Source organism: Culicoidibacter larvae (assembly GCF_005771635.1).
Classification (GTDB): Bacteria; Bacillota_I; Bacilli_A; order Culicoidibacterales; family Culicoidibacteraceae; genus Culicoidibacter; species Culicoidibacter larvae.
Window position 1 is genome coordinate 188,168 of sequence record NZ_VBWP01000001.1, and the last position, 23,180, is coordinate 211,347.

Consider the following 23,180-nt stretch of genomic DNA (forward strand, 5'->3'; position numbering starts at 1 on the left):
AAAGGAGCGTTGTTCGATCCAAATTAGCAAAAAAATAGGGGGAACTATAATGAACAAATCCAGATTTTTACTAAAATCGTTTTCTTTTTTACTGTTGGCATGTTTGTGTCTCTTTACAGTTACGACATCAGTTAATGCTGCCAGTAATAAAAATATATACAATGATATTATGAAATCATATGAAGCTGCAATAGAAGCAAAAGATGCAATCAATAAACGGGCAGAATCACTAAATCAAGTGATTGCTGCATTTTCAGATTTAGAGATTACGCTTGATAATGCTGATAGTATTCCAGCTCAAGTAGCAGCATGGCACGCAGATTTAGAGCAAGCGAGAAATAATTTTGAAACTGCGTACAATGAAAATTGGCCAATTATTAATGCATATCAAGAAGATTTAGAACAATATAATTTAAGTGGATATGCTCCGGAAGGAAATATTACTGTTGGATTTTCTAATGATAATTTTAATGTTACTGACTTTTTAGCAGAGATTGAGCAAACAGCAGTAGAGAATACAAGTTCAGCATTATCTTATGGGAAATATTATGCAGCATATAATGAGTTTGTTGCAGCATTTGAAACATATACTACCGGTTGGCAGCCGAATAATCCGGGAGATCCGGCTAATGACTTTAATAATGTTTGGAAACCGACAATCAATTCGATTTATGAGATGAATTTTGCTCCACTTGATTACACTGATCAGGAATTAAAGGCAATGTACAGTACCGAAGAATATGAGCAGTTTATTGAAACTTATGAAACTAAGGGAAGTGATGTGCTTGATAAAGTGTCAGTATACACAGATTATTTAGTATCACTTTCAAACACGTTTGCTACAGCAAAGGATACCTTCGAAAGTAAGCTGAATGATTTTAATGCAGAGACAGGAAGCAGCTTAGTGTTTAAAAGAAATGCAGATTATTTAATAATCGGATCGGAAAGTGCGCTTGAAGGATTGCAAAAAGCTTATGAATTTAATGTTGATGTTTTAAAAACAAGTATAAAAGGCGGTAGCAGATCAGTTTATGATCACCTGTCTTACTTAGGTCAAATTAGATATGCCGGGGTTGTTTCTGGACAAAGAAACATTGAGAAAATTGTTGCTCCGGAATATACAGCTATTCAATTTTCTGACTCAATTCCGATGATTGAAGTATATAAACCACTGGTTGTTGAAACTATTGAGCCGCCGGTTACGGAGGGAACGCCACCAGGTTCGGCAACTACAGTTTTACCAACGACTGGTAGTAATCATGTAGAACTACTAATCTCAGGTACAGCATTAATAGCATTCAGTGCGTTAGCACTGATGGTAATTAAAAATAAGAAATAAGTCAATATTATTGATTGAAACGATATGTGTATAAACTAAAAAAAGCCTACATCCGAGGATGTGGGCTTTTTAAATGCTTATTTGCGTTTTCTCAATAATAATGTTCCAGCGGCTGCAATTGCTAATCCGCCAAGAGCAATTTGGATGAGCCAAGCATCTGACTGGCCAGTTACAGGTAAGGAACTGTTTGAGTCACTTGAATCTGTTGGCGTCCATTTTGCATATAAAGTCATATCGCTTGTTACAATATCAGAATTAAAGTTCCATAATGTTGTTAACGCTGCATCTGTATACCAGCCGGCGAAGGTGAAGCCATCACGAGTTGGTGCAGTTGGTGCGATAATGGTTGCGCCATCAGCAATGTCTAATAGTGATGCGACTGCTGTTCCGCCATTTGATTCAAAATCAACTGTAAATGTAACGGCAGCAGTGCCAACCAACGCATAATTATATGTTAATTCTATGCGATGTTCCAAAGCGAAGTTTGCTGGTGTCCACCAATATGATGGATATTCAGGTGCATCGAATGGATCTTCAGCAGCGTGGAATGGATAAGCACTCAGTTTTGCTTTTGCTGCAGCATCTGTAAGGTCAAGTGTTTCACTGATACGTGCGTTTTTCCATGTTGGAACTGAACCGGTAAACCCAATTGAAGCGCCACCGGTCATTGAGCTACTATTGCCAGGCTTCACAGCTGGCGATCCTAAATCATCAACAGCATAGAATCCAGCTAGTAGAACGGTCCCACTTAGGTCAGCAGGAACAACAAACTTACTTGTTTCAGTGAAGTTCCCGGCGGCATCATACATACCATAATATGCAAGCTGACCAACCCGAGCGCTTGATGTGTAGGTATCTGAGAATTGACCCACTGATTTAAAGTCAATTTCTTGACCTACTACAGCATTAAAGTTTGTTGATAAACTATTTACTTGCCAGTATTCAGTTAAAGCTTCGATATCAGTTCTTGATTTGCCAACCGGATTCGGCTGAGCCGGTAAATCCTGACGGTTTTGATATTTTTTAGCTGAAACATTATAACGTTTTACTTCAGCAACTAATACTTTAACTGTATATGTTGAGTCAGTGCCATCATATGCCGGTACATCGCTGTACACTGAACGATCAGTTGCGCTATATGGTACTAACTTATATGTTGTTGGAATTGTTTGGCCAAAAGTTTGGTTTACTGTTGCTACATTCATCACGTAGTCGCTTACGGAATCATAATAGTCAGCATAACCTTCATCTGCACCGATGAAGGTACTTTGTGTATAATCACCCAAATAATACTCTATGCGGACTTTTTGGCGATAACGCGCAACTTCAATACTTGTTAATTGATATAAACCAGTACCTTGTTGCACATCTACTAAATCAACACCAAGTGCGTCAGTTAATAAGTTTGTTTCAACATCGCGGTCTAAACCTCTGGTTGACTCAACTTCTTGACCAGCGTAATCACTGATCACCTTAAATTCATCATTTGCTGCTTGGACCGGTAAGCTGAAGAAACTAACAGCAAATAAGGTCAAGGCAAAAAAACTATATACTAATTTTTTCAAAATAGTACCCCCTATACTATATAACATTAGTCTCATTATAATGTTATGAGCGAGCCAAAGTCAAGGAAGCTGAGAAATTAAGACAATATACGTAATGGTGCAACAATTTAAGTTTTTTTAAAAATAAAGGTATAAAAAGTCACAGCCGAAATGGAGCTGTGACTTTTTTAGTTTTCCATAATAGCGTATAATAGAAGTATAGAGATTCGCGGGGGGATAATTTATTTAGGGCGTGAATTTTAATGCAGAAGTTACTTTCGAAAAAAGACTGGAAAAAGGTTTTTCGTCATTTTGTTATTATTGATTGTGCGATTCGTGAGCATAATATTGTTTATTTTTTAATACAGCATTATAAGAATGAGCGAGTACGTCAGGTTGTTTTAATTGATGATGACCACGAAACTCTTGATTATGCTTACTTTGATCTTGGTGCAATTTCCATGAGTCTTATTGGGGCAGCACAGAAGCCAATCTCGCAGGGCTTGAGGATTGGCTGTCTTGGTGGCGCTGTATTTCCTGCCGGTGGCGGTAAATCTGAATGGGATTCGGAGTGGGTTGGCGATGATATGCCAACGGCAGTAAATCGGATTAAAATGATTGATGGTTATGCCTGGGCGGTTGGATTGCAGCGATTTGTTTCTAAGCGGATAGATATAGGACGGTGGCAAGTGATGACTTGCACAGCTGAGGAAGTCGTTGAAGAGGAGGATGCTTTCACGCAGAGCTTTGAAGATATTGCTGGCTTCTCTGAACGGGATATCTATATTGTTGGCGGCAAAGGTGAAGTGTGGCATTATGATGGCAGAGACTGGAAACAGTGTCAGTTTCCAAGTGATGAACGGTTATATCATGTAGCATGCGGTAATGATGGTTTCGTTTATGTTGCGAGCAAAGAAGCGATTTGGTGCGGCAAGATGGATGATTGGGAATTGGTCCGAGAACTGAAACTTGATTATCAAGGATTAAACGATTTATGCTGGTTTGATAATCGTTTGTGGGGAATCGGAGACCATACATTTTTTATCTGGGATGGTAGCGATGTTGCAGACCATATAGTTATTGATGGTGAGGATTGTGTTCCCCATGGTTGTATGGATAGTACGGAGGACTTGCTTTTGATTTGTGGGCATTCAACAGCCTGGGCTTTTGATGGCCGGGATTGGGTTAATATTATTCCTAGGTTTTAAGCAAGTTCATTATTTTTAAAATTGACTATGCTTCTTTAGGGAAAATGGTATAATAAAAAGACTTGTTAGAGTCAGTACTCCATGCATTATTCGAACTTGATAAAAGAAAAGGTGATTCTGATGAAAAAAATAAACTAGTTATTATAGTTGGGATATTATTTCTTTTACTAGGTTCAATATTCGGTGGAACGCTATATTTGCTGGAATGGGATAAAGCAATGCTATGGGAACACGGGAAAATTGATTATTTGACGCAGTATGCTAATATTTATAATTGTATTCGTGATAGTGAAGCAGTTCTGATGATATGTGGATTTGTAATATTACTATTACTATTCATAGTAGCTATTATTGGTTTATTGAGATATAAGCAAAATAAATTGATATTTATAGTCACCATTGTTGGTGTATTATTGGCGCCGTTGGTAATGGTTGGCTATTATATGATTATGTGGGCGATCCCACTCTTTATTGTAGGTTGTATTGTTTTTGCGTTATTTTGTTTCTTTTTTAGGAAGGTTTAAACGCCTCGCTGCTAGTCAGCGAGGCGTTTTTTCTTTGGCCAATTGCAAAAAAGATTTACAAATGGGAAATTATGGTTTAGTATTAAAATATTATACTTAAGGAGGATACGTATATGAGTAAGGTGAAAATTGGTATTAGCAGTGCTTTTGTTTTCGATGCAAATTATGTGTTTCCCGGATATCCGCGCTTGGGATTAAATGAGGATTATTCACGTTCGGTGCAGGCGGCTGGCGGAGTGCCGGTGGTTTTACCGATTACTGCTGATTATGAGGTGGCTAAGGTACAGGTGGCAATGGTGGATGCGTTATTGCTTTCTGGAGGTCAGGATGTAAACCCTCAGGAATACGGGCAAGAGCCAATGACATTGCTTGGTGAGAATTCAGTTGAGCGTGATGTTTTTGAAAAGTTACTGTTAAAGGCTGCTCTTGAGTTAAATAAGCCGGTGATGGGAATTTGCCGTGGGATGCAGATTATGAATGTGTATTTTGGTGGGACGCTTTTCCAGGATAATTCGCTGAAAGAGGGTGCTTATATTAAGCATGATCAGCGCGTGAATCCAGCGCAGCCAACCCATAAGGCAAATATCGCAGAGGAGTCTGTCTTGTTTAAGGCAACCGGGAAAACGTCGTTTACTATTAATAGTTTTCATCATCAGAGTGTTGATCGGGTCGCCGAGGGATTTAAGGTGACAGCAGTCGCTGAAGATGGTGTTATTGAAGCGATGGAAGCAATGGATGGCAAACGGATGTTTGCGGTGCAGTGGCATCCGGAGATGCTGAGTTGGGAAAACCGCGAGGCGCAAGAAATTTTCAGATATTTTATACAGTATGTAAGGGATTGATGGTATGAGTAGTAAGACGATTAAGAAACTTGGATTTTGGAGTATAGTTTTATATGGAGTAAACTCTATTATTGGAACCGGGATATTTTTGACGCCGGGAACCGTAATTAAGCAAGCAGGTACTTTGGCACCGCTTGCTTATATATTAGCTGGAGTTTTCGCGGTAGTGCTGGCAGTTGTGTTTGCGACAGCTGCAAAGTATACTAAGGCCAACGGTGCGGCGTTTGCCTATACAACGGCAGCTTTTGGTGATAATGTTGGTATTTATGTAGGGATTACCCGGGCGATTTCAGGCGGAATTGCATGGGGAGTTATGGCAACAGCGGTAACGAAAACCTTATGTGAAATATTTTTACATGAACAGGTTGTTCAGAGCAGCAATGCTAATATGTATTATCTGATTGGTTTGTTCATTTTATTCGCGATTCTGTTGATTATCAACTTTTCTGGGACTAAAGTGGTTGAATGGGTTAATAATATTTCAACTGTTGGTAAGTTGGCAGCTTTAGGATTATTTGTCATTGCCGGGATTGGGATTATTATTTTCTACCATGTAAATAATTACTCGCAAGCAGCATCGGCTGATGTTTATACAGCGGTGCCAATGTCGCTGTTTGGCTTTTTCACGCTTGGACAAAATGATTGGACCGGACTTATCGTAGCAACAATCAGTGCTTTATATGCCTTTACCGGGTTTGAGTCAATCGCCAATGCGGCGGAAGACATGGAGGAACCGGATAAAACTTTACCAAAAGCGATTCCTATTTCAATTGTTATTGTTGGCGTTGCTTATATTTCAGTTATTGTTGTTGGTATGTTCCTTGGACCGGAAGCAATCGCAACTTCAAGTGATACGGTAAAATTAGCAGCAGTTATTGGCAATGATGCTTTAAAGATGATTATTGTCCTTGGAGCGGTCGTGTCAATGTTTGGTATTAATGTTGCTGCTTCATTTGGTTCACCACGGATATTTGTTGCCTTGGCAGATAAAGGTGTGCTGCCAAAGGTTATTTCAAAACAATCAAAACGTGGTGTGCCGGTATTAGCATTTATTATTACCGCAGCTTTAGCATTAACTTTCCCGATTGCTTTAGGATTTGATGTTTCATCATTAGCGGGACTTAGTGTTATTGTTCGTTTTATTCAGTATATCTTAGTACCGATTGCAGTAATTGTTATGGCAAAAAGCACAGCGAGCAAATGGGTGAATGTGAAGCGAGGAACGATGACTGATTTTGTATTGCCGGTTATAGCCGTTTTAGCAAGTGTCTTCTTGGCAGTTATGTATAACTATAAATCGATTTTGTTTGTTGGTGGCGATATGGCTAACGGACTGAATATACTATCAGTAACCGCAATTTGTTTGTTATTTGTAGTAGTGCCAGTGTGTACCTATCTGTATTATTATATGGTTGGTAAAAAACGCGTGGCGTAATTTTTTTAAAAGAAGTGAAGAAAAGGGCGGATGCTGGTCATCCGCCCTTTTCCTATTTTCCTCGATATAGGATTTCGCTTTTCTTGTGTTTTTCCGGCTTCACCAAGTATAATAAGGGTATATGGTTTGAGCGAAAGCGAGGGATATTCATGAAAACCAGTTTGGCAACCGTGTTTAAACGGCGCGAAAAAATTTTGGAACAACTGAAGGGAAAAGGAGTTGTTTATGTTGATGAGCTTGCTCAGGAGTTTCATGTATCACCGTTAACAATTCGGCGCGATCTTGAATTATTCGAGAAGAAACAAATGATTGAGCGGTCTTATGGGAAGGCGACTTATATTCAGGGTACGATTCATCGAATTGATGATCCGGTTCTATTATTGTCTAGTGATGACGCAATTATAGAACAGAAGGTGAAGATTGCGGAACATGCTGCCGGGCTGGTGAGTGATGGCATGCGTTTGTTTGTTAATTCGGGTGTGACGGCATTATTTTTTATTTTGGCAAATTTAGATAAAAATGTTACTATTTTTACCAATAACTTACTTATTAATGAGCATGATTTAGCCGGGGCGGCAACGGTCTTTCTGACTGGTGGCGAGATTTATAATCATAAATCATTAGTTGGCGAGGTTGCTATCCAGACTTTAACTATGCAAACAGCTGATATGTGCTTTTTGGGAACGGATGCTATTGATGAACGGTTGATAACATCACATTCGCTTTTGGAGACGCTCATTAATCGAACGATGATTGAATACACAAACGGCAAGAAGGTTATTCTTGCCGAGGGCAGCAAGATTGGTCAGCAGACTAATTTTATGACTACCCATACAAAGTTGGTTACTGATTTGATTACTGATTCGTCAGTAGATAGTAACGCCTGCGGATTGATACGTGCACAGGATGTGGAGGTATCAATCCTATAAACATTCATAAAAAAGAGGTTAAGAACAGTTACTTGTATTTCCTTGAATGAGCCTCTTTTTTTTGTTACTCTTGAGATGAAGTTGAAGCGCTTTCATTTCTATACAGATTTTTTATGACAAGGAGTGTTATATATGAGGGAATTCCCGCAGGATTTTTTATGGGGTGCATCGTTATCGGCGCATCAATCAGAGGGGGCCTATGATTTAGACGGAAAAGGTTTGAGTGTTCAGGATACCCGACCTCGTGATAAACATGATATTTGTGATTTTAAGGTTGCAAGTGATCACTATCATCATTATAAAGAAGACATTGCATTGTTAGCAGAAATGGGATTAAAAGTATTCCGCTTTTCAATTGCTTGGACACGGATTTTTCCTGATGGAACCCGAAAAGTTAATCAAGTTGGTGTTGACCATTATAATGATGTCATTAATACTTGTTTGCAGCATGGCATTCAACCAATTATTACATTGTATCATTTTGATTTACCGCAAACGCTTGAAGACCTGGGTGGTTGGTCTTCAAAGGAGACAGTACAAGCATACGAGCAATATTGTCGGTTTGTTTTTAAAGAGTATGGTGATCGGGTTAAATATTGGCTAACAATTAATGAACCAAACATTATGCTTTTAGTAGATAAAAAGATTCTTGGTAAAGAAATTCCGTTAAAAGCAAAGTACCAACAATTTCATCACCTGATGATTGCTGAGAAGCTGGCGATTAAAGCATGTCATGAGTTAATCGATGGTGGGAAAATAGGACCGACGCCAAATATATCCATTGTATATCCAGCAACTTCAAAACCAAAAGACAATCAGGCTGCTTTATACTTTAATAGTATCCGTAACTGGTTGTATCTTGATTTTAGTGTTCGCGGTATTTATAATCCGGTGGCTAAAGATTATTTAGTGCGTCAGGGTGTGATGCCGGAAGTAAGCGAGGCGGACAAAGCATTGATGAAGGAGCATATTCCTGACTTTGTGGCAGTGAATTACTATAGTTCGGTAACTGTTGAATTTCCTGAAAATGCTGATGATATGATGAATGGAATTTCCGATCAGCAATCAGAGGATATTATGGAGCGTGGTTTCTATAAAGGATTTACTAATCCATTCCTAGAGAAGAATGAGTTTAACTGGACGATTGATCCATTGGGGCTCCAGAATACGTTACAACATATCGATGACCGCTATCAGATTCCTATGATTATTACCGAGAATGGTTTAGGGGCATATGATGTGCTTACTGATAGTGGTCGAATTCATGATCCATATCGTATTGATTATTTGCAAAAGCATTTACAAGCATGTAAAGATGCAATCGCTGCCGGGGTGAAGCTGATTGGCTATAGTCCGTGGTCAGCAATTGATCTTGTAAGTGTGCACGAGGGAATAAGTAAACGTTATGGCTTTATATATATTGATCGCGATGAGCAGGATGTGAGAGAGCTCAAGCGATATCGCAAAGATAGTTTTTACTGGTATCAACAGGTAATTGATACTAACGGATCTGAATTATGATCCTTAGATATGAGAGGAGAAATAGTATATGAATGCTGTTTTACATTTTATGGAGAAACACTTACTGGGACCGCTGAATAAAATCGCTAACACCAAATTTATTCGGGCATTAATGAATGCCGGGTTAACTGCGGTTCCATTTACAATCGTGGCATCAATTTTCTTGATTTTAAATAACTTGCCACAGATTATTCCGCCGCTAAAAGATTTCTTCGAGGCAACAATTTTACAATACAGCGCCATCTATTCTATTGCTAATACTATGGCATTAGGAAGTATCGCCTTGTTTTATGTGGCGGCGACTGGGTATTACTTCACCGAAGAATACCGCACAAGAAATAATGAGAAGCTGAATAGTTTTACTGGGGCAATCCTATCAATTTTTGCCTTCTTGATGACTGTTGTTCAAGTTGGTTTCACTGATGGGAAAGCAACCTTGATTACTGATTTAGCATCAGATAAGAGTATCATTTTCAACGGTATTTCAATGGGTGGTTGGATCACTCGTTTTAGCGGTCAGGGTATTTTTGTTGGGATTATTGCCGCCGTACTTGCTGTGCAAATTTATCGGTTATGTATTAATAAGAACTTTACAATTAAAATGCCTGAGGGTGTTCCCGATGGCGTTTCTCGTTCTTTCGCATCATTGATCCCGGCAATCGCTATTGCCTTTGTGATGATTATTATCATTACGATTCTAGCTTGGTTGGGAACGGATATTCATGCGATACTTGCGGCACCATTTGGATTTGTGCAAAATTTGACCGGGTCGTACTTAGGTGTAGTCGTTATCATGTTGCTGATTCACTTATTGTGGGCTGTCGGTGTGCATGGGACGGCAATTATCAAAAATACTTTTATTAATCCAATATTGTTAGTGGCGTTGACCCAAAATATTGATGGTGCCAGTAATGTATTTGCCGGTGACTTTGTTAATATGTACTTATTTATTGGTGGTGCCGGTTCAACATTGGGATTATGTATTATGTTTATTTTCATGGCAAAATCGCAACAGTTGAAAACATTAGGGAAAACAGCAATTATTCCGGCGGTATTTAATATTAATGAACCAATTATTTTCGGGGCACCGATTGTGTATAACCCATTCTTGATTATTCCATTCATTATTGCGCCGATTGCCAATCTCACTTTAGCTTATTTCGCGACTCAATTTGGATTAGTAGGCAAAGTCATATCGGGAATTCCGTGGGTATCGCCAGTGGGACTTGGGGCCTTCCTTGGAACCGGCGGCGATTTCCGGGCAATTATTCTGGCAATACTTTGTTTATTATTATCAATGGTTATTTACTTTCCGTTCTTCAAAATGTATGATAATAAACTTGCTGCCGAAGAAACAGTTGCAGTTAATGACGAAGAACTTGTTGTTGAAGTGTAATTTTAGGGAGAAAGTTGGAAATAGCGGTTGCCAAGGCAACCGCTATTTCTTTTTTCAATAATATGCTATAATCGCAATAAGACATGAGGTGTTCAAGCATGAATTATAGTTTGCAATTGCAGCAAAATGCCCTTTTTAAAGACATTAATGAAGCAGACTTAAAGGATATTTTAAGTTCGTTGTATACCAAAACATTTGCAAAAGATGAACTTATTTACGAGCAAGGTAACTGTATTGATGAGCTGTTTGTAATATTAAACGGCCAAATTGAGATTAGCAATTATGATTTTAACGGTAATAAGAAGATGGTGGCTATTCTCAGCGAAAATGATATTTTCGCTGAGTCTGTGGCGCTGGCAAACGTACGCACCACTCCATTTGATATTACCGCGATTACACCACTTAATGTGCTAGTTATTCCATATACATACTTTTTTGAGACCAGCAGTAATCAGTTGCAGCAAAATCTTATCCGCATTTTGGCGGATAAGAATACCTTTTTAACCCATAAGATTGAATGTATTAGCAAGACTACAATTAAGGAACGGGTTTTTGAAGTGTTGCGCTACTATTATCATAAATGTGATTCGCTTGAAATTGAGCTTCCTTACAATAAAACTCAGCTTTCAGAGTACCTATGTGTAGATCGAAGTTCATTGACGCGCGAAATTAAGACAATGGAAACTGCCGGCTACTTTAAAAATGACCGCAACCATTATCGGTTGAATCCGGAATATTTTCGCTAGAGTGATAACTATCACACATATTTTTCCTGCTTTATGATATATTTTAAATAATTCGTAAAGGAGGAATTTTTTGTTATGGAAACTAAAATGTATTGTAACCAATGCGAGGAAGCATTGCACAATGACGCTTGTACTGTAAATGGCGTATGTGGAAAAGACTATCTTTTAGCAAATCGTATGGATGTGCTAAAAGAACAATTGAAGGTACTGGCAAGTCAGCAAGGCGTAAACATGGCATTGGAAGATAAGCGCTTTATCATGCACAGTTTATTTAAGTTAATTACTAATGCAAACTTTAATCGCGAATCTATGGAAAATGAAATTGCTAAAGCAGCAGCTAAAACCGGAGTTCAGATTGAATCAGCGGTTTACGATGAAAACAATGATTTACAAGCTGTAAAATCAATGATTATCGGCGGACTGATGGGAATGAGCGCATATCATGCGCATGCAATTCAATTAGGGTATGAAGACGAAGCGATTCATGATTTTACAATCACAACTTTAGCTCAATTGAATGATTTGCATGATTTAGGTGCACTGGTAGCATTAGTTGATGAAACCGGAGCGTATGGAGTAAAAGTTATGGCTTTATTGGATGAGGCAAATACCACTACTTACGGCAATCCGGAAATCAGTGAAGTAAATTTAGGGGTACAAAACCGCCCGGGAATTCTTGTTTCAGGCCATGACTTGCATGACCTGGAAGCATTACTTGAGCAAAGCAAAGACAGTGGTGTAGACATATATACGCATAGTGAAATGTTACCGGCACATTACTATCCAAAACTTAAAAAATATGACCACTTAGTTGGTAACTACGGGAATGCTTGGTGGCAACAACGGGAAGAATTCGAAAAATTCAATGGTCCAATTTTATTTACTACCAACTGTATTGTTCCGCCTCGTAAGGACGCATCATACATCGATCGCCTATTTTCAACCGGCGACTGTGACCATCCAGGATTTACGCGCGTCGAGGCTGTCGACGGCGTAAAAGATTTTTCGCCAATCATTGAGCTTGCCAAAACATGTGCGGCACCAACCGAATTAGAAACCGGGAAAATCGTTGGTGGATTTGCACATTCACAAGTGTTGTCTTTGGCAGATACTATTATCGAAAATATTAAAGATGGCTCAATCAAACAATTCGTTGTTATGAGCGGTTGTGATGGACGTAAAAAAGAACGCGGATATTATACCGACTTCGCTGAAAGTCTACCAAAAGACACAATTATCCTGACATCTGGTTGTGCAAAATATCGTTACAACAAACTAAACTTAGGTGATATCAATGGCATTCCCCGTGTACTTGATGCCGGGCAATGTAATGACTCATATTCACTAGCAGTCATCGCCTTAAAACTAAAAGAAGTATTTGAACTAGCAGACATCAATGAATTGCCAATCACTTACAACATCGCATGGTACGAACAAAAAGCTGTTATTGTCTTACTTGCACTACTGCACTTAGGCGTGAAAAACATCAAAGTCGGGCCAACATTACCATCATACCTGACACCAGCTGTTGCAGAATTCCTGATCAACAACTACAACATCAGCGGCATGAGCACAGTTGAAGCAGACTTAGAATATTTTGGTTTAAACTAATACCCTTTGGGGGAAAGATAAAAAGCCGCGGGCAATGGGCGCCCGCGGCTTTTTTTTATTCTGATATAAAATAGGAAACCTGCTTGGGTTGCGGCGATGTATTCTCAGGTTCCGGTAAACTAAAGAAAAAGTTTACCGCCAGAACAATAGCAACAATTACGAAAACGAGCACTAAGCTAAACCCTGCCTTAGCACCACTTCCGCCTTCCAGCTTCTTTGCCGTAGCCGTCCGCGGCGGTACAGCTGAACGCTGCACTCGCTCGGCTTGCTCCGCAGCAGCTTTCCGCTGGGCTTCCACCTGAATCGCTGCCGCCAAGCGTCGCTGATTCTCGGTATCAACCGCTTCCGGCACTGCTTGCGCCTGTGGCACAGCCGTCGCTAACTGCGGCGACTCCTTCGTCGTCTCCGCCATTTTTTCTGCGTATTCGATTAGTTTTTCATAGGCGCTGTAAAGCTCAGAAAAGCTGACTGATTTATCGCTAGCAATGAGTTTTTGTTTCTCATAATAAGCTTCCCTGATTTTTGCCGTATCGTAAGTAGGCTCAATGCCCAGCAATTCATATAAATGGTCCATAGTTTCCTCCAAGATTTTACTTCTAGTTCTATTATAGTATGGAATCGTTCAGTTATGAAGTGGGAAAGTGTGGAGTGCTTGTCTATATTATGACTATCTTTCATTAATGAAGTTGTGTAAAATAGAATTATATTAAGAGGAGGAGAAAGTATGAAAAAATTTTTATTCGTCATTATCACAATGATTATGGTTGTATCAGTTACGCCTTTAGATGTATTTGCATTCGAGCAAGAACAATCGGCAACAAACACTGAATTGTCTACGGCTAATAATGCAGAAGATGATGGCGCAATTTCTGAAAATCAAGGAACTGACAATAGTGAGGAGATATCAGGTAATAATGTTAATAAAGGAGCACAACGAGCAGCTGACCTAACAAGTATTGCCCAACCAACAGAGTTAAATGCATCCTATCTGTTTAGCATAGTCCAAGATGGCCAATTTAAAATACAGGCTGATACAAGAAATGGTGAATCAACATTGAATGCAGCTGATGTAAGCGCAAAATTGATTAATGTTCTAAATGGTAGTGAACAGTCTATGGTAGTAGGACCAACAAGTAAACCTGGGTATATCAACTATGGGTTAAACCTTAATGACTGGAACGTTGGTGAGTATAAGATTCAGATAACAAATAATCAGAAACAATTTAAAATCTTTAATTCTGAAAATAAGCAAAGTATTGCTACTCTCGGTACCACAGAAAAGATAGCTTCTATTAGTCAGGAAGACGGAGAATTAAGAATTGTTATTAGTACCATGAGTGCCGATTATTTGGCTGGAATTATCGAATATGGTCAGTTTAGAATTCAAGCAGAAACTAGAATTGGAAGCCAACCGTTATCGGCACCTAATGTATCTGCAAAGCTGGTAAATGTTAATACACAACAAGAAACAACGTTAACACCAACAGCAACTTCAATGTTAGGTCGCATTAATCTTGGACTGAATCTTAGTGATTGGAATATTGGTGAATATGAAGTAAAAATTAATAGTGGTAATAATGTAAATTGGATTAGTAATACAATCAATATTCAAGAGTCTTTTGACTTAGGTACAACTGGACGAGTTGCAACTATTAGTCGAGTTGAAAATAAATTACATATAAGTATAACCGAACATAGTAATTTGACGGCTAACTATTTATTTAGTATGGTACAAGATGGTCAATTTAAGATTCAAGCAGATACTAAAAATGAGTCTGTAAGTATGACTAATACTGATGTAAGTGCGAAATTAGTTGATGTTAATACTGGAACAGAACAATCCATGATTGTTGGTCCAACATCAAAATCAGGATATATTAACTACGGACTAAAACTGGCAGACTGGGAGTTTGGTGAATATGAAGTCAAGGTGACCAATAAAAATCTTACTTCATGGGTTATGAATTCTGATAATCAGCAAAGTGTCGCTATTCTTGGAAATACCGGAAAGATTGCTTTTGTTAATCAGAACAATGGGCATTTACGTATAACCATTACCAGTCTAAGTGCTGACTATCTATTTGGCTTAATTGAGTATGGTCAACTTAGAATCCAAGCAGATTCACGGTTAGGATCGCAAACATTAACAGCATCAAATGTAACAGCAAAATTAGTTGAAATAAACACAAAACAAGAAACAACATTAACCCCAACAATAACTAGTGTTGCTGGTCGTATTAATTATGGATTGAATCTGGCAAGCTGGAATATTGGTGAGTATGAGATTCTCGTTACCACTGGTAATACTTCGGCGTGGATGACAAATGTTTCTAATAAACAGGAAACTATTGCCCTTGGAACAACCGGGAAGGTTGCGACTATTAATCAAACAAATAACAAACTTCGTATTACAGTAACTGAATATGCTAATCTAAATGCTGATTACTTATTTAGCATGGTACAAGATGGTCAATTTAAAATCCAAGCAGATACTAAAAATGAAACTATTAGTCAAAGCGCAAATGATGTATCAGCAAAATTAATAAATGTTACAACAGGAACAGAACAATCTATGATTGTTGGAGCGACCTCAAAATCAGGATACATTAATTATGGAATGAAATTGGCAGACTGGGACTTTGGTGAATATGAAGTCAAGGTGACAAATAAGAACCTTACTTCATGGATTATGAATTCTGGGAATCAACAAAGTGTCGATATCCTTGGAAATACTGGAAAGATTGCTTTTGTTAATCAGAACAATGGGCATTTACGTATAACTATTACTAGTCTGAGTGCTGATTATCTGTTTGGGATGATTGAATACGGTCAACTTAGAATCCAAGCAGACTCGCGATTAGGCTCACAAACATTAACGGTAGCAAATGTAACAGCCGAACTTGTAAATATAAATACACGAGAAGAAATTTCATTAACACCAACAATAACTAGTGTTGCTGGTCGTATTAATTATGGATTGAATCTCGCAAGCTGGAATATTGGTGAGTATGAAATCAGAATAAACAATGGTAAAAATAAATCATGGATGACCAATTCATCAAATCGAAACGAAATTATTTTACTTGATGCTGCATCAAATAAAGTTGCAATAACTAAACAAGTAGATAATCATTTGCGAATTATTATTACTAATGCAACTAATATCAATGCTAGCCATCTATATACTCTAAATGAAAATAACCGCTTTATTATTCAGGCCGATTCAACCTTTGAAGTTGAAGATGGTACACAAAAATTGTCGTCAGGTATAGTTTCAGCAAAATTTGTTAATACTATTAATAACAAGGAACAAGATATGATTATTGGTCCAACATCAAAAGATGGATATATTAATTATGGTATTAATGCTCAAGATTTAGTCCCGGGTCATTATGAGATTAAATTGACATCTGGAACAATTACCACATGGATTACTGCTCAAACCAATATGAAGGAAACATTTTCAATTGGAAATAGTGGTAAACTTGCAGAGATGAATGTAGTAGATGGAAGACTACATATAAAGATTACATCACTTACCGCTAATCTTGTAGCCGGCATAAATGAGAATGGTCAGTTTAAAGTTCAGGCTGATACTAGAGTAAATGAAACGAACAGTTCGACGGCTTTGTCTAGGGATCAACTGGCAGCACAACTTGTTAATGCATCTTCATGGGCTGATCAATCAATGTCAGTAGGAAATACCACAATATCGGGATATGTTAACTATGGGCTGGATATTAATGCTTTAAAAGCGGGAGAATACAGAGTTTTGTTGAGTTATAGTAAATACAAAGTGTGGATTGCAAATCCTGAAAATAAGCAAAGTACAATTAAGTTAGGTGATTCAGGAAAAACTGCTACTATCTTTACTCAATCCGATGGTAACTTGCGGATTAAGATTACTGACAATTCTTCTTCTGTTTCTTGGCCATTACCAGGTGGGAAGGTCACATATGGAATAGGCGATTATGAGGACCATACCGGGGTTGATGTTCAAGGGAATTTTTATGGTGGTGATTCAATAGTAAGCATCATTTCTGGTACAGTTATAGAAACGAATAATAGTTGTCCAACCACTGGTCATTGTAGTGATCAGTTTGGTAATTATGTTATTATTCATGGAAAATATAATGGAAAAGATTATGTAATTATGTATGCGCATATGCAACAATACAGTGTCTCTGTTTCTGTCGGACAAAACATCCAGTCTGGGCAAAAAATTGGACAAGTAGGAGACAGTGGTTTAAGTTTCGGTTATCACGTTCATGTAGAAGTACTAAAAAACCGAACTACATGGACATATTACAAAGGTCCAGGAGGAAGAGAAGGAATAGATTTCCGGAGAGAATTTAATATTTGGGGATAAATCTAAAAGCCATGGTCGGACCTGACCGTTGCTTTTCTTTTTCCCCGATAACTGGTAATTAAAGCCTGAATACTGTAAAATATAAAGAAATGTTCAGAATACAAAGGAGGCACTATGAGTTATTTAATCACAATCGGCATTATATTAGTGACTTTGTTTGTACTTTTTTGTAAACCATTCCAATTGTTTTTCTGGATTGTTGCATTAGTGAATCATCCAAGGCAAGCTGGACTTAATAAGAGTGCTGCAACTGACCTTGAAAAAATTCTCGAGGAACACGACATGAGTGATAGTGTTAAATTACAATATATTAATCTGATTCCTAGCATTGGTAGGCATAAAAATACTAGAATAGCTGAAAGTATTCAATTTGAGATAGCTGGAGTATCAAGTAAAAATGCCTTTTTAAACTAAGTACTGTTCATCCTCCAAGTTTTATCAAAAACGGATTTCGAATTCTCTATATTGGTTTTTCAACAATATGATGAAGAAAGCAAATACCGTCAATCGCTAACTTTATCTAATGCTGGCGAATCAGAAGTACTTTTTTCAGTTATTAATGATATTGACATTGAGAGACTTGAAAGTGTTGCGCAGTATTGGGAAAGTGAAAATATTTAAGCTATAATAAAAGAACAAAACAGAGGAGGAATAGTTATGGGTAAAATTGTTTTGAACTTAGCAATGAGTTTGGATGGTTATATTGCGAGAAAAAATGGTGCCTACGATTGGATTGTGGGTCAGGATGATACGAAGCTGGATACGGCAGGGCAATTGGATTTTAATCGGTTTCTTGATGAAATGGATATTATTGTAATGGGTAAAAATTCGTATGTTCAAGGGTTAGCTGTCGAATATGCTGGCCGCAATATTGTAGTTGTTGCCAATGATGCTGATTTTGAAGTGATGGCCGGTCATGTCGTTTATAGCGGTGACGAAATTATTGAAAAAATGCTTGCCGAAAAAGCAAATGGCAAGAATATTTATCTATTTGGCGGCGGATTAACCATAGATGCTTTTATGAAAGCAGATGTTATTGATGAATTTATTATCGGTTATATTCCAACAATTTTGGGTGAGGGCATTCCGCTTTTTTATGAAGGTAACCCGGAGATTCCGTTGCATCTGAATGAAGTATATATTAGTGATGGAACGATAATTGGATGTTACAGTCGCCGATAATTTGGGAGAAAGTACGGACGGATGAGCGCAGTGAGGCGCCACCCGTCCAAAACCTTAGCAACGCAGGAGGTGCTGAAATGGAGAAGGCAGAAGTATTAGCGCGATTGTATGAAGATGAGTTGCTGCAGGCAACGAATATTCAGATGGTGCAATCGGGATATGCTAAGGAAGTGTTTGTGCATAGCAATGGCGATGTTATTGAGGGTTTGTTGGTGCTCAGCGATGAGGGCAACAAGCATATGGCGGGCGTGCTGGCAAGTACGCCCGCGGCATTGGCTGCAATTGCTGAACAGCTGAGGCAGCTGCCGTTTCGGCCGCTTTTGTTGCACGGCCGGTATGATGAGATTGCGCAATTGTTGCCAGGGCGGGAGATAAAACCGCAGGTTTTTTATCGTTATGAGGGGCCGATACAAGAGGTCACGGATAATATTTGCCGGGCTGAAAATGTGGCGGCTGATAAGGAGAAGATGCTGGATTTATACAGTGTGCTTTTTGAAGAGAATGTTCATGGCAGTATGAGTGATGAGCGCTTAATTCGTGATTTAGCGTTGGGTGTTTATTTTATATATAGCGGTGATGAAGTTGCTGGTTTGGCGCGATATTCGGCTAAAAGCGATAATTATGCTGAGATTAATACTGTGATTGTTGATAATAAATTTCGTGGTCAGGGTTTAGGTAAGGCTTTACTTAAACACATGATTAATCAGAGTTTTGCTGAGCGCCGGACGCCATTCCTGGTTACTGGTGAAGATAATGTTATTGCTAGAAAAATGTATGAGGGATTAGGTTTTGAACAAGCTGCCTTGTATGCTTATGAGTTTTATGAATAGAATGTTTTGACCTGGATATGGCCTTGGGCCATATCCAGGTCTTTTTTTCCACCTACATTTCGTGGTATAATTCAGATATGTGTTTTAGGAGGTTTTTTTATGGATAGAACCGAACAGATTAAGGGATTGGCGAAGCAATTTTTGCCGCGGATTCAGGCGATTCGCCGTGATTTACATATGCATCCGGAACTTGCTTATAATGAGGTGCGAACTTCAGGAGTTGTGAAGCAGGTTTTAGATGAGATTGGAATTCCATATAGCAGCGTTTTTAATACTGGTGTGTTGGGAATTATTGAGGGAACTAAGCCTGCTGAGGGAAAGTTACCGGTTGTTTTATTGCGTGCCGATATGGATGCATTGCCGATTCAAGAGGAAGTTGATGTTGATTTTAAGTCAACAGTTGAGCAAGTGATGCATGCGTGTGGTCACGATGGACATACGTCAGGACTCTTGGGAGCGGCAATGATTCTGCATCAATTGCGTGATAGTTTTAGCGGTACGGTGAAACTGATGTTTCAACCGGCGGAGGAAACTGAGGGCGGTGCCCGGCAGATGATTGAAGAAGGCATTTTAGAGAATCCTAAAGTTGATGCCGGATTCGGGCTGCATTTATTTGGCGGTGCTGAACGTGGTGAAGTACGTGTAAAAGCCGGTGAATTATATGGTGCGCCAGACGAGTTTGAGATTACTATTATCGGTGTTGGTGGCCATGCTGCCGAGCCGAATAAAAGTGTAGATCCGATTAGTGTGGCAACGCAGTTTATTAGTAATACGCAGACAATTCTGACGCGGCGCATCGATCCGATGATGCCGGCGGTGATTTCGTTTTGTAGTTTTCATGCTGGTGATGGATTTAATGTTATTCCCGGAGAGGCAACTTTGCGTGGGACAATCAGAACCTTGAATCCGGGTGTGCGCAAGCAGATTCCGGAACTGATGGAGCAGATGCTGAAAGACATTTGTCATGCAAATGATGCGAAGTATGTATTCAACTATATGCCATCATATCCGCCACTTATTAATGATGTTGCGATGACTGATTTTGCTGAGGCGGCAATCACAAAAATCGTTGGCAGTGAAAAAGTGGCACGCCTTGAGCGGGCAAATCTTGGTGCTGAGGATTTTGCTTATATTACTGAAGCAATTCCGGCCTCATATTATTTGGTTGGTATTAGGGAACCCGGGGGGGAAGAACCAATCTTTCATCATGCCAAGTTTGCTTGGAATGATGAAGTGTTGGAAATTTGTGCCGCAACCTTAGCACAGGTTGCAGTAGATTTTTTAAAATAATCGAATGGGAGATTTATATTGATGAAAAAAGTAACAGGGGTACTAATATTTTTAGCAATTATCGGGGGGATAGGTGCCGGTATTTATGGAATTATTATGATGTTTATTGAGTTACCGAAAGAGATGATGTGGTATTTAAGTCGCGGTGATATGAGCGCTTTATTTATGCTTATTCCTTTGATACTTGTGCCGGGAAGTATCATTTTTGCTTTGTGGATTATGTATAGTGTATTTATCAAACCGGGACGGGTAAATAAACGGATGCAAGCAAGTGGAACCAAGAGTGTTGGTTTTGTTAAGTCACTAGCCCAAACGGGAACCTATATTAATGAGCAACCAGAAGTGAAATTTACCGTTGAAATTTTACAAGATAATGGTTCAATGGTTGAAGCTGAGGTAAAAACAATTGTTGCGCTAACAGATTTGGCACAGTTGCAACCAGGAGTTCCTATTCCGGTTGTCTATAATCCGACTACCATGGAATGTATTTTTGATAATACACCTGATACTGAGCGGTTACAAGATATGATTGATCGGTACCAGTCATCAAGAGACCCGCGCGGATTGACATATAGCGAGCGGGTTGAAATTCGTAAACATGGTATTCAGACACCGGCAATTATTCAGGATATGAAGATTACCGGAGAGCAAGTTGGCGACAAACATGCGGTAGTGATTTCAATTGAATTACCGGTTACTGTTTTAGGCAGTGTGCAAGTAGTTAGCCGGGAAGTTTTCTGCGCACCGGCAATGCTAAGCGAGTTACAAATTGGCAAGATTATCAATGTCCAACTATTACCTGCACACCCAGAACGATTTGCAATTATTAATCAGGTTACTAAAGATGGTTTATAAAATAAAAACCCCGACCTATCATTGATAGGTCGGGGTTTGTGCTATTATTTGCGTTTCTTTAAGAGTAAAATTCCGCTTGCGGCAATACCAGCGCCAATCAAGAGATATGGCAGGGTATTTTCACCTGTAACCGGTAGCTCAGATACTGTATCATTTTCAATTTCAGCAGCTGGTGCGGCACTCGGTTTTTCATAGACGAAAGTAAGCACTTGCGTTCCAGCAGTTATTTTAGTAGCTTCTGGTTTTTTAATAAGTGTATAGCCATCGAATGCTTTAGCGTTTGGAACCGTGAAACTGCTTTGCAATGGTAGTTCGGTTGTTTCACTTGGCGCTAAAATGTTGCCGGCAGTGTCCAAATATTGGACTTCAACTCGACCGGTAAAGATTATCTTAGCATGAGTTAATGTTGCGAATGCTGAGAAACCGCCGACGCGTTCAGTAAACGAGAAGTAGTCACTTGTGGTTTCGACAATACCTGATGCAGAGTCATAAGTAAAAGATAGTGGTTGATCGCGGAAAATAATGCTCGAATCAGGATTCTCATCATACATATATTTTGCAAAAGTATTACCGGCAGGGTTTACATTTGTCCCGGTTAAGGTGTTGTAGTTTATTGCATCCACTAAATTGTTGTTAATTATCGGGAAGTCACTGATTTTTGCTAAATCAAGAGTTCGCATACTAGCAACCGGACAGGTTGTACAGATTGTTGGAAAAGTGTTATCAAAACGGCTATCGTAGTCAGTCATTAAGGGAATTAATGATGGCTGATAGGTATATGTACTTGTACCCTGCTCAACATATTGATATTGTGTATCTTTTTTAGTAACTAAAATTTGTGTAAATGAGTGAATGTTAGCACCGATACCATTTGGTGGCAACTGTGCACGAGCAGAAGCCAATGCAAATAAATTATCAGTAGTTGCATATTCATTAAGACCGTTACTATAATTTAAGCTTATCGCGACACGTAGAAAACGCAATCCTTCAAAGTCAGTAATAGCATCAGCATCAAGTTTCAGAACTTTACCGGTATTACCAACAGTCTGAACATAATTTTGATCAGCATTACCTAATGTTCTGGTATATAACATTTGCATGGAAATGTCATCAAGTGAATCTGGTTTACCAAAAAATATTGTGTTTAATTGCTTGCGCAAAGCATCATCAATGACAACATTCGGTAACTTGACAATTTCCTGCATATTATCGCCTAATGTCCAACCGCCAAAACTTGTCGTTGTTATAGAATAAGTTTCGAGCTCAGATGAAAGCTCATCCATATTCTCAGAACTTGGTTCAGTTATATTATTGTCACTTGAAGCTGTATCTTCAGTAACTGTATTCCCTGCTGACACATCGCTAAATGCGGCCGCAGATAAAAAAAGCGGTTGAGTAAGTAGGATCCCTAACCCTAAAACAGCAACCAAAGCTGGTAATCGTTTCATAAAATTTGCCCCCAAAGTCTATTTATAAATACAGTATACATTTTAACTATATTTTAATTATGAGTTTAGAATATCTTTTCGTGTTAAATTCTGGGAGAAAGCGATAAAAGC

19 protein-coding genes are annotated in these 23,180 nt (G+C 38.8%); 16 read left to right on the top strand and 3 right to left on the bottom strand.

Annotated elements, in window-relative coordinates:
• Positions 1-49 precede the first annotated feature (49 nt).
• Entirely contained in the window at positions 50-1,339 is a 1,290-nt protein-coding gene (locus FEZ08_RS01020; RefSeq protein ID WP_138189835.1) for a hypothetical protein, read from the top strand.
• A gap of 77 nt (positions 1,340-1,416) precedes the next feature.
• Here FEZ08_RS01020 and FEZ08_RS01025 read toward each other — a convergent pair whose 3' ends face one another.
• Positions 1,417-2,904 (bottom strand): InlB B-repeat-containing protein, encoded by a 1,488-nt coding sequence (locus tag FEZ08_RS01025; protein ID WP_138189836.1) that lies wholly within the window; start codon positions 2,902-2,904, stop codon positions 1,417-1,419.
• Between the two features lie 242 nt (positions 2,905-3,146).
• Here FEZ08_RS01025 and FEZ08_RS01030 point away from each other — a divergent pair, with 242 nt between their 5' ends.
• The 9 genes from FEZ08_RS01030 (at position 3,147) to hcp (ending at position 13,095) form a co-directional block, all read left to right on the top strand.
• A complete protein-coding gene (locus tag FEZ08_RS01030) occupies positions 3,147-4,091 on the top strand; it encodes a hypothetical protein (protein ID WP_138189837.1) in 945 nt (314 codons plus the stop codon).
• Between the two features lie 62 nt (positions 4,092-4,153).
• The gene (locus FEZ08_RS01035) at positions 4,154-4,615 is read left to right on the top strand and encodes a hypothetical protein (RefSeq protein WP_138189838.1); all 462 of its coding nucleotides are present in this window, start codon (positions 4,154-4,156) and stop codon (positions 4,613-4,615) included.
• A 113-nt stretch (positions 4,616-4,728) separates the two neighbouring features.
• Complete coding sequence (locus FEZ08_RS01040) at positions 4,729-5,457, top strand: gamma-glutamyl-gamma-aminobutyrate hydrolase family protein (protein WP_138189839.1); 729 nt, start codon at positions 4,729-4,731, stop codon at positions 5,455-5,457.
• Between the two features lie 4 nt (positions 5,458-5,461).
• Positions 5,462-6,892 carry an APC family permease gene (locus FEZ08_RS01045; protein ID WP_138189840.1) on the top strand — a complete coding sequence of 477 codons (1,431 nt, stop codon included), beginning with the start codon at positions 5,462-5,464 and terminating at the stop codon, positions 6,890-6,892.
• Positions 6,893-7,041: 149 nt separating this feature from the next.
• Positions 7,042-7,821 (top strand): DeoR/GlpR family DNA-binding transcription regulator, encoded by a 780-nt coding sequence (locus tag FEZ08_RS01050; protein ID WP_138189841.1) that lies wholly within the window; start codon positions 7,042-7,044, stop codon positions 7,819-7,821.
• 132 nt (positions 7,822-7,953) lie between these two features.
• Positions 7,954-9,342: a glycoside hydrolase family 1 protein gene (locus FEZ08_RS01055; RefSeq protein WP_138189842.1), complete on the top strand. Its 1,389-nt coding sequence runs from the start codon at positions 7,954-7,956 to the stop codon at positions 9,340-9,342.
• Between the two features lie 28 nt (positions 9,343-9,370).
• Positions 9,371-10,738 (top strand): PTS cellobiose transporter subunit IIC, encoded by a 1,368-nt coding sequence (gene celB, locus FEZ08_RS01060; protein ID WP_138189843.1) that lies wholly within the window; start codon positions 9,371-9,373, stop codon positions 10,736-10,738.
• Between the two features lie 98 nt (positions 10,739-10,836).
• Complete coding sequence (locus FEZ08_RS01065; protein ID WP_171014860.1) at positions 10,837-11,484, top strand: Crp/Fnr family transcriptional regulator; 648 nt, start codon at positions 10,837-10,839, stop codon at positions 11,482-11,484.
• Between the two features lie 75 nt (positions 11,485-11,559).
• Positions 11,560-13,095 carry a hydroxylamine reductase gene (hcp, locus tag FEZ08_RS01070; RefSeq protein WP_138189845.1) on the top strand — a complete coding sequence of 512 codons (1,536 nt, stop codon included), beginning with the start codon at positions 11,560-11,562 and terminating at the stop codon, positions 13,093-13,095.
• Between the two features lie 55 nt (positions 13,096-13,150).
• On the opposite strand, the gene FEZ08_RS01075 is transcribed toward hcp, so the two are convergent.
• Positions 13,151-13,669 carry a J domain-containing protein gene (locus FEZ08_RS01075; RefSeq protein WP_138189846.1) on the bottom strand — a complete coding sequence of 173 codons (519 nt, stop codon included), beginning with the start codon at positions 13,667-13,669 and terminating at the stop codon, positions 13,151-13,153.
• 150 nt (positions 13,670-13,819) lie between these two features.
• Between FEZ08_RS01075 and FEZ08_RS01080 the strand changes: the two genes are divergently transcribed.
• From FEZ08_RS01080 to FEZ08_RS01105, 6 genes are all read left to right on the top strand, one after another.
• A complete protein-coding gene (locus FEZ08_RS01080; protein WP_138189847.1) occupies positions 13,820-17,464 on the top strand; it encodes a M23 family metallopeptidase in 3,645 nt (1,214 codons plus the stop codon).
• A 114-nt stretch (positions 17,465-17,578) separates the two neighbouring features.
• Positions 17,579-17,878 (top strand): hypothetical protein, encoded by a 300-nt coding sequence (locus FEZ08_RS01085; protein WP_138189848.1) that lies wholly within the window; start codon positions 17,579-17,581, stop codon positions 17,876-17,878.
• Positions 17,879-18,121: 243 nt separating this feature from the next.
• Positions 18,122-18,646, top strand: a complete 525-nt coding sequence (locus tag FEZ08_RS01090) for a dihydrofolate reductase family protein (RefSeq protein ID WP_138189849.1) — start codon at positions 18,122-18,124, stop codon at positions 18,644-18,646.
• A 77-nt stretch (positions 18,647-18,723) separates the two neighbouring features.
• Positions 18,724-19,476 carry a GNAT family N-acetyltransferase gene (locus FEZ08_RS01095; RefSeq protein ID WP_171014861.1) on the top strand — a complete coding sequence of 251 codons (753 nt, stop codon included), beginning with the start codon at positions 18,724-18,726 and terminating at the stop codon, positions 19,474-19,476.
• 99 nt (positions 19,477-19,575) lie between these two features.
• Entirely contained in the window at positions 19,576-20,766 is a 1,191-nt protein-coding gene (locus FEZ08_RS01100; protein ID WP_138189851.1) for a M20 metallopeptidase family protein, read from the top strand.
• Between the two features lie 21 nt (positions 20,767-20,787).
• Positions 20,788-21,621, top strand: a complete 834-nt coding sequence (locus tag FEZ08_RS01105) for a hypothetical protein (protein WP_138189852.1) — start codon at positions 20,788-20,790, stop codon at positions 21,619-21,621.
• A gap of 44 nt (positions 21,622-21,665) precedes the next feature.
• Here FEZ08_RS01105 and FEZ08_RS01110 read toward each other — a convergent pair whose 3' ends face one another.
• Complete coding sequence (locus FEZ08_RS01110; protein ID WP_138190128.1) at positions 21,666-23,069, bottom strand: LPXTG cell wall anchor domain-containing protein; 1,404 nt, start codon at positions 23,067-23,069, stop codon at positions 21,666-21,668.
• Between the last annotated feature and the right edge of the window lie 111 nt (positions 23,070-23,180).